Annotated in this window: 13 protein-coding genes and 1 pseudogene; 4 read left to right on the forward strand and 10 right to left on the reverse strand. The window is 45.3% G+C overall.

All coding sequences use genetic code 11. The annotated features are described in order from the left end of the window. Window positions 1-42 precede the first annotated feature (42 nt). Together IEY34_RS05305 and IEY34_RS05310 are read right to left on the reverse strand one after the other, a co-directional pair. Window positions 43-852: an ABC transporter permease subunit gene (locus IEY34_RS05305; RefSeq protein ID WP_189008593.1), complete on the reverse strand. Its 810-nt coding sequence runs from the start codon at window positions 850-852 to the stop codon at window positions 43-45. Continuing rightward, window positions 849-1,736 (reverse strand): ABC transporter ATP-binding protein, encoded by an 888-nt coding sequence (locus IEY34_RS05310; RefSeq protein WP_189008596.1) that lies wholly within the window; start codon window positions 1,734-1,736, stop codon window positions 849-851. The genes IEY34_RS05305 and IEY34_RS05310 overlap by 4 nt, the downstream gene beginning before the upstream one ends. A gap of 158 nt (window positions 1,737-1,894) precedes the next feature. Here IEY34_RS05310 and IEY34_RS05315 point away from each other — a divergent pair, with 158 nt between their 5' ends. Beyond that, window positions 1,895-2,488: a TetR/AcrR family transcriptional regulator gene (locus IEY34_RS05315; RefSeq protein WP_189008599.1), complete on the forward strand. Its 594-nt coding sequence runs from the start codon at window positions 1,895-1,897 to the stop codon at window positions 2,486-2,488. A 55-nt stretch (window positions 2,489-2,543) separates the two neighbouring features. Here IEY34_RS05315 and IEY34_RS05320 read toward each other — a convergent pair whose 3' ends face one another. The 5 genes and pseudogenes from IEY34_RS05320 to IEY34_RS05340 all read right to left on the reverse strand — a co-directional run bounded on the left by IEY34_RS05320 (window position 2,544) and on the right by IEY34_RS05340 (window position 6,545). Beyond that, the gene (locus IEY34_RS05320) at window positions 2,544-2,867 is read right to left on the reverse strand and encodes an MBL fold metallo-hydrolase (RefSeq protein WP_189008602.1); all 324 of its coding nucleotides are present in this window, start codon (window positions 2,865-2,867) and stop codon (window positions 2,544-2,546) included. A gap of 240 nt (window positions 2,868-3,107) precedes the next feature. Beyond that, window positions 3,108-3,641, reverse strand: a complete 534-nt coding sequence (locus IEY34_RS05325; protein ID WP_189008604.1) for a hypothetical protein — start codon at window positions 3,639-3,641, stop codon at window positions 3,108-3,110. Window positions 3,642-4,192: 551 nt separating this feature from the next. Then, window positions 4,193-4,427: pseudogene (locus tag IEY34_RS38085) on the reverse strand (transposase zinc-binding domain-containing protein); the annotation flags it as partial. Between the two features lie 340 nt (window positions 4,428-4,767). After that, window positions 4,768-5,571: a polysaccharide deacetylase family protein gene (locus IEY34_RS05335; RefSeq protein ID WP_189008610.1), complete on the reverse strand. Its 804-nt coding sequence runs from the start codon at window positions 5,569-5,571 to the stop codon at window positions 4,768-4,770. Next, the gene (locus tag IEY34_RS05340) at window positions 5,568-6,545 is read right to left on the reverse strand and encodes a Gfo/Idh/MocA family protein (protein ID WP_308422980.1); all 978 of its coding nucleotides are present in this window, start codon (window positions 6,543-6,545) and stop codon (window positions 5,568-5,570) included. The genes IEY34_RS05335 and IEY34_RS05340 overlap by 4 nt, the downstream gene beginning before the upstream one ends. Before the next feature lie 202 nt (window positions 6,546-6,747). Here IEY34_RS05340 and IEY34_RS05345 point away from each other — a divergent pair, with 202 nt between their 5' ends. Continuing rightward, on the forward strand, window positions 6,748-7,152 hold the full coding sequence (locus tag IEY34_RS05345; protein WP_189008612.1) for a CBS domain-containing protein: 405 nt from the start codon (window positions 6,748-6,750) through the stop codon (window positions 7,150-7,152). 62 nt (window positions 7,153-7,214) lie between these two features. Here the strand turns inward: IEY34_RS05345 and IEY34_RS05350 are convergent, their stop codons facing one another. The 3 genes from IEY34_RS05350 to IEY34_RS05360 are packed head-to-tail and all read right to left on the reverse strand — an operon-like array spanning window position 7,215 to window position 11,704. Then, window positions 7,215-9,101, reverse strand: a complete 1,887-nt coding sequence (locus IEY34_RS05350; protein WP_189008615.1) for a cache domain-containing sensor histidine kinase — start codon at window positions 9,099-9,101, stop codon at window positions 7,215-7,217. After that, complete coding sequence (locus IEY34_RS05355) at window positions 9,052-10,563, reverse strand: extracellular solute-binding protein (RefSeq protein ID WP_189008618.1); 1,512 nt, start codon at window positions 10,561-10,563, stop codon at window positions 9,052-9,054. The genes IEY34_RS05350 and IEY34_RS05355 overlap by 50 nt, the downstream gene beginning before the upstream one ends. 31 nt (window positions 10,564-10,594) lie before the next feature. Continuing rightward, entirely contained in the window at window positions 10,595-11,704 is a 1,110-nt protein-coding gene (locus IEY34_RS05360) for an SGNH/GDSL hydrolase family protein (protein WP_189008621.1), read from the reverse strand. A 264-nt stretch (window positions 11,705-11,968) separates the two neighbouring features. Between IEY34_RS05360 and IEY34_RS05365 the strand changes: the two genes are divergently transcribed. Then, window positions 11,969-13,531, forward strand: a complete 1,563-nt coding sequence (locus IEY34_RS05365; protein WP_189008797.1) for an FAD-dependent oxidoreductase — start codon at window positions 11,969-11,971, stop codon at window positions 13,529-13,531. 31 nt (window positions 13,532-13,562) lie between these two features. After that, window positions 13,563-14,621 carry a Gfo/Idh/MocA family protein gene (locus IEY34_RS05370; protein ID WP_189008624.1) on the forward strand — a complete coding sequence of 353 codons (1,059 nt, stop codon included), beginning with the start codon at window positions 13,563-13,565 and terminating at the stop codon, window positions 14,619-14,621. Window positions 14,622-14,636 lie beyond the last annotated feature (15 nt).

Below are 14,636 nucleotides of genomic sequence, written 5' to 3' on the forward strand. Positions count from 1 at the left end.
AGTTAGCTCCGCCAACCTGACAAATCCAGCTCAGCCGCTCCCTTACAAAGGCAAATCTCGCTTCTTAAACAACATGACAGCTAGCCCAAAAGTAATGACTCCAATAATGAAGAGAACCGATAAAGAAACGGTTAAGTCAACATTTCCGTTAATGATTTCGCCCGGTTTATATAAGGTAAAAATGGAGAAGTACTTCATCCAACTGATTTGCTCACTAATCTTAGCCAGCAAATCCAAACTGAAGAAGCCAAACGTGATGACACCGGACAAGCTCAGTGCCTTCTTCTCGTCATTAGAAAGGGCTGAGATCAAAAAGCAGATACCCCCAATGGCAAAGAACAATAAGAAAGCCGCGATATTCATCTCGATAAATTTGGACGTATTGAAGTCAAATTCGCCGCGTAGAAACCAGATATTGGCCAAGAAACCAGCCAAAGTCGTAACCGCCATAATTAGAAATAAACCTGTGACCAGAACACTCGCTTGGGTGAACGCTACTTTGCCTCTTGTCGTCGGGGTGGCTAGTAAATAACCCATTGCTCCCTGATCGATTAATTTAGCCATGAGCTGTGTAGACAGTTGGACACATACAATTGCGAGAATCAGAACCAGAATTAATCCGTAGTACTCCCCCGAAATGAAGGCTTCCGCACTGCCAAAACCATTCAACCCAAACGCTCTGCCCACGCCTTCGGGCATCGATTGCACCAATTCATCAATGGCTTTGGCGCTTTGGCCAATGCTGGGGTAGAGCCAAAACATAAGGATGATATAGAAAGCCGAGCCGATGGCGTAATTCATAAATCCCTTCATGTTTACTTTCATCATCTGCTTATATAAGGTGGTATTCATTTCAGCATCCCTTTCCGATCGTAATAATTCATAAAGATATCCTCCAGATTTTGCGTGAAAATATCAATATTACGGACGCTATATTTGGCAGTTTCGGCTGCAAATCTATCGTAATTGCCCTGTACAGCAACGCTGACGCGATTTCCCTCGTGCGATTCGATGAGCAGTCCGGAGTTCACGAACGCTAAGGCATCAGCTTGATGTTCAAATGTCACTTCAAACAATTTCCGCTGCATGGATTGCAGTTCATGGATATCTTTCAATGCGATGATAACGCCATCCTTAATGATGGCCGCTCGATCACAGGTCCGCTCGATTTCAGGAAAGCTGTGTGAGGACATCAGAAATGTTTTCCCTCTGCTCTTCTCCTCAAGTACAATCTCAATAAACACTTTCTGCATAAGTGGATCAAGACCTGAAGTCGGCTCATCCAAAATAAGGACAGCAGGATCGTGCATGAACGCGGCAACAATCCCTACCTTCTGTTTCATTCCCTTGGACATTTTCCGAATGGGTGTATTTACATCAAATTGCAATCGGTCTATGAGGTGGTTTCGCTTGGACAAGTCCTTCACCCCCTGCATGCTGGCCATAAAATCGAGAAATGTTTTCCCTGTCATTCCTTCAATGAAGGAGATTTCACCAGGCAAATAGCCCATATAGGCTTGCACCTTGCCTTGCTGCTTCCATGTATCAAGTCCGTTCACCGTCACGAAGCCCTTGTCTGGTTTCATGAAACCCATAATGTGCCGAATCGTCGTCGATTTCCCTGCGCCATTAGGCCCCAGAAAACCGAAAACCTCACCTTTCTTTACTTCAAATGAGACATCGAAAATACCTTTCCCATTCGAAAATGTCTTTGTCACATGCTGAACGGTTAACATACCTGCACCTCCAAGTTAAAGAAATGAACTATTATCATTACCATATTTCATATGTTATACTATACCCGAGCAATCGTTTCGTCAATAATTTAATGAAATATATTTATATTTATATTTCATTAATTACATATTATGCTATCTAGATAGGATGGTTCATCATGAATGGTTTTGAAAAAAGAGCGCATGCGATTAAAGAAAAAATCATGAAATCCACCATGGAATTGCTGCGGACATCAGACCCTAAACGGATTCGGATCTCGGATATTTCCAAAAAGGCAAACGTTTCGCAAGTCACCATTTACAATTATTTTGGAAGCAAAGAAGCTCTGGTCCGCGAAGTTTTCGTCAACTTCGTGGACAGAGCTATTCAAGAATTTGAAGCCTATATGAATGCCGGGCACACCTTAAAGGAGAAAATTGCCCATATTATTTTACTGGAGAAAGAATCTTATAAGGATTTCCCGTCAGCTCTTATGAAAGAGTTATTGATCAACGATGACGAGCTTGCGCGATATATTGAACTGCAATACAAGGAGAAGACGATCCCTTTAACCGTTCGCATCATTCAGGAAGGCAAAGACAGCGGCGAAATTTCCGAGGAAGTATCCATCGAGACCGTGCTGTCATTCATCCAATTGTACATGAACCAGTATGATAAATTACTGGAAATGGCACAGCAAAGCGGCGACATCGAGAAATTCCTTGAAGGCATGGTTCATATGTTCTTCTATGGCATTTGCGGGAAACCCTAAACGATTGCTAACAACCTGCTAAATCCATTCTCTATCTTCAGAAATGAGTACGGAATCAAGCAAGTTTTCTGCGATAATTCGTTTTCGCCGTTATAGCAACCTCATTACCAGGTTGACAAAAGATTTGCATCTCCTTATTCAAGGTCGCCATGGCCGCTTCATCCCAGTGATCCCCATGCAAATGTGTAACAAGGATAGCATCAGGAGCACTTATTTCAGCGATCGAAACAGGCAGTTCCACGAGTGGATTCCTTCTTTCATTTGCTGTATGGATGATGGGGGGATTACTCCCTTGCGGACTGAACATGGGATCAATCAGAAAAGTGAAATCCGCGTATTGCACCCTAAGCGTAGCATGTCGAATGAGTTGAAGTTTCATGTTTATCTACCTCTTATCTTTCTTCCTATGTTATGTTTAAGAGTATAGCTCAGTTGGAAAAAGCCTTATATAGGATGGTGAAATGAAAATACGGATTTTCATTTCATTTTGAAAGGAGTTACGTGTTTTGGGGAGTTTCTGTTATGGATGAGGTTGTTCTGCAAATCTTGCAGCACGGGACAAGCGGTCGGAGCGCGCTATAATGAATTTTCATTTTCAAACTCCATTCAGACTCTAAGATTAACTTTCATAACGTTTTGTAAAAGCAGTATCTAGTGATGTAAACAACATATCTATTTTATCCTTCGAGCAAATATTGAGAACTGCTAATGTATAATAATAATGTTTGGCTGCCGTAATCAATTTTAACACTAGTTCAAATTCAGGCATTATTTTAGAAGTATAAATTTCGTTTTCACCATAAGCCAATTTTAAAAGAATTTGGTCATTCACAAGTGATTCCATTGTCAAAGTTAATCTATTTTGGTGAAAATACCTTGTTCCATAATTTTGTTTAAAAAGTTGATCTAGTATGTCCAATATTATAGACCACTGATCAGAATCATAATTGTCAAAATTCAAAATATAATCCCCATTATGCTCAATAACTACTGCTGTGTTAAAAACCCTCATTCTAACTTTTCCAAGTTGAACCCGCTTGCTTATCAGTAGTTTGTTTCTACGTTTATCATTTGAATGTGCTTCGCTCCTTTGATATGCGAAAGTAAGGATGTTTGAACTTTCTCGGCAACCTGCCAAAGAAAGTTCAAACATTTCAAATCAGTTTACTTCAGCATTAATGTCTAGGTATAAGAAATTATTTCTGTTTTTGGAATAAAAGTAACAGAGGAAGGCATTCTTAAAGTCAGCAACGCTAAGAAAAGTGGGTTTGCCACCCTGAGGGATGAGCATCTTCATAACGGTTTTCAGGAATATAGCGGATACTAGTTTCCTTTGGGCTTTGCAATAACAGAGAGCGTCGTGTGAAAAGGAACTATGATCCGCTAAATGGCGGGAACTGGGGTAAACGTAGCCTGAAAGGGAACTGAGATCCGCTATGTAAGCGGAACCTGCTGATTCCAACCGGGAAATCGTGCAATAGCGGATCGTAGTTCCCTCTGGCGCGGAATATGGCGGTTTTCGGAATTATAGCGGACTGTAGTTCCCTCTGGATCCCTATCATGACACATTTTCCTACAATCGCGGCTTGACGTTCCCATATCTCCGCGCGATTACAAAGCTAGAGGATCTCATTCTGCCAAATAGCTTGTTTATACCTCCAAACCAGCACCAATTCGAACAAATAAGTACGTTCACAGCTACCTAACATGTCGATGGTTGACTTGAGATACGTTCTCAGACAAGACACGGCTCCACTCTTCCGTTTCCCCGCATGAACACGTCGTGCAGAAACGTCCCTTGCACTGAAAAGGGCACCACTTTAAGATCGTGGCACCCTTCACATGCGAGCAGCTTTAACCCTTTTTTCGGGTCTCCACAATCTCGAAATTTTCAGATTTCTTTCAGCACTACGGGACGTATCTTTTTGCCATGCTTGCTTTTATTGGCTTCCTAGTAGCGATTCTCATCAAAGAAAAATTCAGTGTAGGATGTCCTGTTTCATATTCTACATGTACCAAAAAACTAAAAAGGGAGAATGCCTTAAATCCACTAAAAAAACTTATTCTTTCTTATTCTAAATAAGGGGTAAGCTTCGCTCACCCCAAAACATATAAATTCTTATATTCCAAAAAAGCCCGGTTAGCCAGGCACTCTCAATTATTCAAGGATTGGTCAAACGAAGATTGTCAAAAGTTCGGCGAACTGCTCGCGCGCTTAAATCAGACGTTCATAGAGTGAGTGAACACTTCTCACCCACTCCGTGAATATTGGACTCTTGCTAATTTGAGAAGCGTACCGTCTCACCTGAATTAATCTTAACGGTTTCTTGGTTCACACTGATCCATACAGGAATGGCGCTCGGATTGTAAACCACCTTCCCATTGACGGTAAGCTGAAGCGAACGAACAGCGTTCATATAATCGTAGATCTCAATATTAGTTGCAAACCACACGTCTTCCCTTGCTGACAATAATTTCCCGAAAGATTCCATGAGCTCCCAGTTCGAATCATTATCGAACTCATAGCTGTGACCCCAAACATACAGCAGACCCATGGTATGCCAAACGGAACGATTTAGAAATTCTTCGGTTCTTTGCAGTAAATTATTATTATGATGGCAAGTAGCTCCCCATTGCAGGAACTGATTTGGCAATTGGAAGGAAAGATGCGATTCGGTCGTTCTCGCGTAAGCGATACCAAGAGAGGATAACACTTCAACAACGCGTGAATCCGTCGTACCAAAAGGATAGGACATCCCTCTGACCGGGTAGCCAGCCAGTTCTTCAAGCGCGCTGCGATCTTCCATAATTTCCATGATCAATCGCTCACGGGGAATTTCCGTCAAATGCGGATGAGTAACCGTATGAATAGCAATCTCGTGGCCTTGAAATAAGGCAGCTACTTCATCGCGGCGAATGAATCCATCTCGATCTAGCGTGCTCGAATTCAAATGAAACGTGCTTTTCAGACCATGTCGATTCAATATTTCAACAAGTGCACGGTCGTGAACTCGCCCATCATCATAGCTTAAAGTTGCTGCCTTGTCTTTCCCGTCTGGATAGCGATTTAAGCGAATTTTCATTTCGTACCTAACTTAATTGGGAGTCCGCTTTGGGATGACGCTAACGCCGCCAATGTAATGCGCAGTGTAACGGCCGCGTCGGTATAGTCAGTTAAGATACGCGAGCGATCTCCTGTTTTAATCGCATACAAGAAGGCATCCGTTTCTCGTTCATAAGGATTCGCATTGTCCTTATATTCCGTAATCAGAGAACCTTCATGATGTTTCAAATATTGACTTTGCTGGATTTCCAGCACGCCTTGATCCGTAAACAGTTCGAGGCCAGAGCGGTGTCCAAAAGGAAGAATACAAGTATTCGTCAACGACGCGATTGCGCCATTGGCAAGTTTCAGTGTGACTGCGCCGACATCTGCAACTTCAACGCCCTCATGACTCGTATGCATGTGACGCTGCGCATAGGCGGCATACACTTCTTCCACTTCACCGACTAAGTAACGGACTAAATCCACGATGTGCGTCGTTTGCTCGACGAATTGTCCGCCGGATCCACCCTGCTTGCGCCACCAAGGAACACCAGGCATCTGCCCCATCCAACCGCCGACGGCCATGCCGACTTTTCTTGTTTCCAGTAGTTTACGGGCTGTTTGGGCCGCATCCGTATAGCGGATATGATAACCAACCGAGGTGATGATCTGTTTGCTTTCAACAAGCTGCTGAATCCGATCAACCGTTTGCATGTCGAGTCCAATTGGCTTTTCTACCAAAAAAGGAAGATTGCGCGCGAGGATAGCCTCTTCAATCGGGCCATGAGCCATCGGTGGAACATTGATATAAACCGCATCCGGTTTACACGTATCCAATAACTGTTCAATGTCATCAAAAGCTTGAGAACCTGCATAACGCTGAGCCAGCTTCTCCGCTTTGTGGATTGACGTGCCAAGGAAAGCTACGACTTGCACATCGTCTCTTGCAGCTAATAAATCAGCATGTTTATCAGCAAACCAACCGGTGCCGATAATGGCAATTTTCAACATAATTTGACTTCTCCCTCTAATTGAGTGATAGAATGTACATCATAACCCAGTATAACCCTTGTCACCGTCATTTTCGATATTTGCGGAAAAAATTTGTTATTGATTTCCACATTGGAAAGATCTTTCAATGCCTTTATCCCCAAAGTATGTTTAAATAGACATATCACGTTTTGAAAAATCCAGTGAAAGGTAATAAATAACTATGAAAACAGCCTCTTTTTTGTTACCGAAAGATAAAGTTGCCTATATCCATTCCTCTTCATCGATGAAAGAAGCACTTGAACAATTAGAACAGCATTATTACACAGCACTGCCAATCGTTGATCCCGAAGGAAAATACGCGGGAACACTTACCGAAGGCGATCTGTTGTGGACATTAAAGGACACGCCTGGCCTGGACTTCACCAACATGGATCAAGTCCAAGTCTGTGACATTGAGAAGAATACTCGTAATGAATCGGTTTCTATTCATGCCCATATGGAAGATATGCTGGCGCTGGCGGCCGATCAGAATTTTGTTCCAGTAGTCGATGATGACTTTATTTTCCTCGGGATCATTCGTCGTAAAGATATTATTGAATACTACATGAGAAATATTACAGACTGATGGATAGATGCAAATGATAAAAATCGCCTCCGTGACGGGGGCGATTTTTTGTGTTAATCAAATCAAACGGCCTGATCCCCCACAGGCTTGAGACATTTATCCAAAGGCAACCGCAAGGTCATTCGTGTTCCTTGGTTCTCCTCACTTTCAAAGGCAAATTCCGCTTCGTCGCCATAATACATTTTCATCCGCGTAATGACATTTCGCAGACCGAACAAATCATTCTCCCGCTTGCGATCTGTCGAGATGCCCTCGGCAGCGAGCTTGGCCGATTCTTCCAGCTTGGCGCGGATATAGGCGAGTTTGGCCTTATTTACCCCTACACCGTTGTCGGTGACCTCAAAAATAAGCAGATTACCTTCCGTATACGAAGAAATGACAAGCTCCCCGCCCGTGCTTTGTTTTTCCAGACCATGCAGAACGGCATTCTCTACGAGCGGCTGCAGCAACAGCTTTAACACATGGTAGGGCTCGCTCTCTTTGGCAATCTCATATCGAACAGTAAAATGATCTAAAAATCGCAGCTGCTGAACTTTAATGTAATACGTCAGATGCATGATGGTTTCACTGACCGGGAATGTTTCGTTGCCTTTATTCAGACTTAACCGAAAAAACCTGGATAAATTCAAAACCATTTCACTAATTTCATCCGCGTCATAGTTCTTCGCCGTCCAATAGATAGAATCCAGCGTATTGTAAAGAAAATGCGGATTGATCTGCGACTGGAGAAATTTCAGTTCCATTTTGGAAAGCAGCAGTTGTTTCTCGTAATGGTCGCGAATGAGCGACTTCTGGTTCTCCGCCATGCGGTTGAAGGACTCAATCACATAGCCTAACTCGTCCACTCGCGTATCTTCCAGCTGTATAGTGAAATTCCCGGTGCGGAGCTGCTTCATTCCGTAAGCCAGTTTCCGCAGAGGTGCCGAGAAGCCACGGTATACGATCCATGAAATCAGAATGGCGAGTACCAGACTGACGACAACGATGCCATACGTGAACACTTTTAAAGAATCGGTATGACTGCGAATTTCCCACAGGGGCTGCTCCATCATGAGAGACCATCCCGAGAATTTGGATTTGACACTGATTGTAACCATTTCTGTGCCGGTTTGCGGGGATCTGCGCACCGATCTGATGTCATGCTCTTGCTTCCATACTTGTGGGTTTACACGTGCCCCCGTGCCCGTTATCGGACTTCCATCGCTGTCAAACAAATAAATATTTGCGTTTGTGGAAGGAAGAAGCGGCTTCGCCAGCTCGATCAACGCTGTTTTCTTAATGGAGATCACGAGTAAATTGGGATTCATTAATGTGCGGTTGTAAGGATCCATTGTCCGAATAAGATGCACACTATCGGTGTCAAAATAGGATTCACTTTCCTGTGGTGTATAAAATACGGTGCCCCCGCTGGCTTCCATTAGTCGAATGTACCATTCTTGCTTCTCAACGCCTTCAGGCAGCTTGCGGCCGCCGATTTTCGTGGAAATGACGGTGCGTGAAGGCATATGAATAATCGTTATTTGATCTACCGTAAGATTGACGGTTGTCATATTCGTGATCTGATCCATCACTTGCGCCAGCTGGACGAATGACTGCTTATCAGGCTCCTGACCGATAGATTGGAGCGTCGTATTCATATTCATATCGAAAGCAATCAAGGAGGATAACTGTTCAATATTTTGCAGCGTAAGGTCAATGTAATCAGCCATCGTATGCAAGGCTCCCTGGGTTCTTTCCCCCGTTTGCACCTCTAGAATCATTTGTGATTTAACGATGGCAAACAAACTGAAGCCCGAGATTGGCAGTAAGATCAGCAGAAAGTAACACATGAGTCTGACTTGAATAAAACCGGTCAATAATTTGCGGATTCTGGTCCAGAAATCTTGGGTTTTGCTTCGATTATTTGCCGGATGCCCGCCACCATTCATTGACTTCCCCCGATATTTCATCGCCTCCGGCCTCCTTCCATCTTTTCACAAAGGCATCGAATTCATCAAGGGGACTCATTCCTGCGATAATCCGCGTAAATGTTTCTTCCTGCAGCTTAGAAAGCTTCACTTGATGCTTGCCCATGGCAGGTGTCGGCGGTCCATTAAAGCGATTCAGCTGCAAGTGACTTTCGATTCGCTGCAAATTGTCATACAGCCTATATTGCTCGCCCAATCCTTCTAACCGATCCCGCGTCATAGCTGGATCCACTGTATCCGCCAAGGCTCCATAAATGCCCCGATAGGCCTGTTTGATATGTTCATCAAATTGAATCGTCAGCTTTCCGTTTACCTGCTTCCATACTTTGTTTTCAAAACCAAGCTTCAACGTTTTTTGACCGGGTCCTGCGATAAAATCAAGGAATTTCACCACGGATTCCGCGTTTTGGCTTTTTACTGGGACAACATTATAAGAACGTACATTGGATGTGCTGTATACGCCGCGGTTACCAGAAGGACCGATTGGAAAATCCAGCGGGATCCACACGGCTTGCGGATCATTTTTGCGATTCTCAGCAATACTCGCTCGAGTATCTGACCAAGCCGCCGAGAAAAGTCCTACTTTCCCAAGCGCCACCTTTTCATTGAGAACATCAATTTTGTTCAATGGGAATTCCGGGTCCAATATATTTTGCTCATATAAACTGCGCAGGTAAGCGAGTGCTTCTTTCATCTCAGGCAGTATGCCGGCATAAACCAACTTGCCCTCACGTTCGTACCATGCATTCTTCTGGACGCCAAAAGCGCCAAGAAAAGGAGAAGTCCTTCCAAGGCGCTCTAGAATCGAAAGTCCAAAGGTATCCTTCTGTCCATTGCCATCCGGATCTCTCTCCGCGAAAGCTTTCATAACCGCCGTGTATTCCTCAATCGTTCGCGGAGGCTCCAGACCCAGCTTATCCAGCCAATCCTTGCGGACATACATGATCTCTGTCCCCTTCACCTCGTTCAAACTCGGAATCGCATAAATGTTGCCATTGACGGTTACATGATCCCAAGCTTCCTTAGGTATCTTGGCTTTCAAATTAGGGCCATATCGCTCAATATAGCTGTTCAACGGTGTTAACGCTTTTTGGTTTACAAAGTTAACAAACCAGGAAGGACTGCTTGTGTTGAGCAGATCCGGAGGATCACCCGATGTCATAATGACATTTAATTTTTCATCGTATCCATTAAGCGGCGGCAAAGTCACACTTACTTCTACGCCAGTATTTTTCTCGATATAGGCTAGATAAGGATTATTGTTCGCATCCATTCCCTCAGGAAAGTTAAGTCCCAAGCTGTTGGCGACAATACGGATGGCAGGTGCTTTGGCATTGGGACTAGATGCGCTTAGATTTCCATTCTCTTGATAGCTGCAGCCGCTCACTGTCAAACAGGTAATCCATGTTAGTATAACGTGAACAAATTGCTTTCTTTTTGTCATGGAACCCCTCCTTCACTTCTCCCCGATACACCTATATGTCCGCTAATATCTGCTTGATAACCGGCGCAAGTCCATCAGCCATTCGTAGAAATCCAAGGTCAGTTGGATGTACGCCATCGACTGTACATTCATGAGAATGCTCACCAAGCAGTTGGGAACCATCACAAAAGAATATATGCATGTCCTCCAACTCTTCACGCCTGTGAGCTACCGTTTGAATTTGAAATTGTTTGTTTACCTCCCGTTCCTGCGACAACTGCTTATCAAATCTTTCTTTGGCATAAATAATTCTGGAAATGACAAGAATCGGGATTAGAGGATGCTTCTCTCTATAGATGGATATAAAGGCTGGCAATGTCTGTTTAAATACTTCCGTAGACACACTGTTAGCTTCATAATCCAATATCAACATCGCCGGGTCGGGAATTTCACTCAGAATCTGGGCAAGTTCCGGCTCGCCCTTGCCATTGCCCGAGAAACCAAGATTCAGGAATTCCATGTTGATGCGTCGCGATAGAATGTTGGTATAGGACATCCCAGGTCTCGTCGCACAGCCCCCTTGGGTGATTGAAGTACCGTATAGGATGATCTTTTTATTGCTTTCATACGACGGTGGAGGTGTCACGCTTGCTTCGCTGTCTAAACCGACCCAGACCTCTTCGACCCCTTGATAGAGCGGGAAGTTTAACGTAATGAAACGATTCTCAGGTGAGAACTGACGAAAGATCGTGCTTTCATACGCCGTTAGCTGGTGATTAAATGTGGTGGTTCCATAATAAAACTGCTCTCCGGAATCGCCAATATAACAATCAAATCCACATTGACCGGTGGCAGGCATATGGTTCATATTCGCTGCACCTGACAATTTCACTTTCACCATCAATGTTGATGCATCTGTCATAAAGCGGATTTGTCCGCCAGATGTACAGTTGGCTAACGAATCTACAGCTTCCGTAATGGGCTGTGAGGGCTGAATAGGCAAACGGCGATACTGTCTTTCTGCTTGCAGCCAGCCAAAACCAGCAATTTGAAAAGGCAGCTCAAGCGGGCTGTACCATACGATCCCTGTATCATCGGATTGTTGAATACGCATGTTGGTATCCAGCTTCATGGCATTCACGGATGAAGATTGTTGACTCATTGAAAAGCGCCTCCTGACGGCTTGCCTCATAATATTTTCTCGTGATATTCATTTTCGTCATCTGCGCGTTAATCCCTTTTTTGGACGGATCAATGGTTATTAAAGTACCAAAAGAAGTCATCGTCCTCTGCTGTGGCGCCGTTCCCGCTGTAATACAATGGGGGTAGCCTGTGGAAACCTGTAGGTGAGAAGCAACTTAAAGGAGGGATTCATCCGTTGGGAGCTACAACAAGCGAAACTAATACCGTACATAACCAACAAGAAATGAGAGCCGATATCGCCATTATCGGCGGTGGAACCGGCGGCTTCGCCGCTGCGCTTGCGGCAGCGAAGTCAGGCAAATCGGTTATTATGACCGAGGAAACCGAATGGATCGGCGGACAGCTTACCAGTCAGGCGGTTCCGCCGGATGAACATCCGTGGATTGAGCAATTCGGCTGTACCCGCACGTATCGGCAATTTCGTGACGGTGTCAGAGATTACTATCGACGTCATTTCCCCCTGACAGCCGAAGCACAAGCCCGTGTTCATCTAAATCCCGGGAACGGCGGTGTGTCTCGCCTTTGTCACGAGCCGCGCGCAGCTTTGGCGGTCTTGAAGGATATGCTTGCCCCCTATGTTCACAGCGGCCGCTTGCAAATTCTTTACCGCCATCGCGCTGCCTCCGCCGTGTTGGAAGGGAACAACGTCCGCCAAGTCATCGTTCGCAATTTGCTGACGGATGACCTCGTAACGCTAACCGCCGCGTATTTCCTCGATGCGACGGAGTGCGGGGATGTTCTGCCGCTTGCTGGAGCGGAATATGTGACCGGCGCCGAATCGTTCAGCCAAACCGGCGAACCCCATGCCGTCGAAGGGGCCGCACTTCCGCAGGACATGCAAGGTTTCACCCATTGCTTCGCCATGGATTATGTCGAAGGCGAAGATCACACGATCGAGCGGCCTGAGCGCTACGATTTCTGGCGGGCGTACAAGGCGGATTTCTGGCCCGATCGCTTGTTAAGCTGGACCGGTGTTCGCCCTCATACACTGGAAGCCGTGAATTATGAACTTTTTGAAGGCACAGAAAGATACTCGCTCTTCTATTATCGGCGTATCATTGATGCTGCGAACTTCGAGAAGGGCTTCTATCCGGGGAGTATAACGCTCGTCAACTGGCCTCAGAATGATTATTGGATAGGTTCTGTCATCGACGTCAGCGAAAGTGAAAGAGAGCAGCATCTTTGGGATGCCAAGCAGCTAAGCCTCTCGCTTCTCTACTGGCTGCAAACCGAGGCGCCTCGGCCAGATGGCGGACACGGGTACCCAGGACTGCGTCTTCGCAAAGATGTTGTTGGCACTGAAGACGGCCTGGCCATGTACCCTTACATTCGGGAATCACGCCGTATTAAAGCGGAATTTACCGTGCTTGAACAACATGTAAGCGCAGCTTGTCGGCCTGACGGGAAAGCGGAGACGTTCGATGACTCCGTCGGCATCGGATGCTACCGTATTGACCTTCATCCGAGTACAGGCAATCGCCACTACATCGATATCTCTTCCCTGCCATTTCAAATACCGCTAGGCAGCTTGATCCCAGTACGAATCAATAACCTGCTGCCTGCGTGCAAAAATTTGGGTGTTACCCATATCACGAACGGCTGCTATCGACTCCATCCCGTCGAATGGAATATTGGTGAAGCCGCTGGGTTTCTCGCGAGTCATTGTATAGACCGCGGCTTGCTTCCGCGTGAAGTTCGCAATCAACAACCAGAACTTCGCGAATTCCAGCGAAAGCTCACGAACGATGGGATCGAACTTACCTGGCCTTCCATTCATTCCGTTTAATACATTCTATTGAATAAGGGGTTATTCACTTATGAGCAAACAACGTATTGCCGTGATCGGCGCAGGTTCCATATCTGAAATGCATTTGAAATCGTATCAAAACAACCCGGACGCCGAGCTCTATGCGATCTGCGATCTGAACGAAGAACGGGCGCAAGCCAAGGCAGAGAAATACGGCATTCCTCATGTTTTTACAGACTACAAAGCGCTGTTGGCTGATGCGAGCATAGATGCCGTGAGCATCTGTACATGGAATAACAGCCATGCCCCTATCTCCATTGCTGCGCTTGAAGCCGGGAAGAATGTGCTCACCGAAAAGCCGCTTTGTAAAACCGTGGAAGAGGCACTCGCTGTTGAACAGGCTGTCCGTCGTTCTGGAAAAACCCTTCAGGTAGGCTTCGTAAGGCGGTACGCTTCGAACACCAGCATTGTGAAATCCTTCTTGGATAACGGGGAACTCGGCGATATTTACTATGCCAAAGCTTCGTGTATACGCCGCCTAGGCAACCCTGGGGGTTGGTTTTCGGATATCGAGCGCTCTGGCGGCGGTCCTCTGATCGATGTCGGCGTACATGTGATTGATTTGTGCTGGTATTTGATGGGGAAACCGAAAGTAAAGTCAGTATCCGGCAATACGTACAAAAAACTAGGCAATCGGGCTAATGTCAAAAATCTCGCTTTTTACAAAGCGGCTGACTACGATGCTACCCACAATACGGTGGAAGATTTGGCGAACGCCTTGATCCGTTTTGAGAATGGGGCCTCCCTGCTCGTAGACGTCAGTTTCACGCTTCATGCCAAGGAAGATGAGCTGACTGTTAAGCTTTATGGCGAAAACGGCGGTGCCGAACTGGAACCGGAATTAGCTATTATTACGGAAAAATACGACACGATTTTGAATCTTACGCCTCAAATCAATAACCTGTCCTTTGACTTTGTTGCCGGTTTCCAGCAAGAAATTAACTATTTCATTGAAGTTTGCCAAGGAAAGAAAGCAACGCTTTCGCCCGTTGAAGATGGCGTCGAGATGATGAAAATTCTTTGCGGCATTTATGAATCAAGTGAGCAAGGAAAAGAAATACACTTCTAACGATGAAAGGAATGT

It is taken from the genome of Paenibacillus marchantiophytorum, assembly GCF_014640555.1.
Taxonomy (GTDB): Bacteria; Bacillota; Bacilli; order Paenibacillales; family NBRC-103111; genus Paenibacillus_E; species Paenibacillus_E marchantiophytorum.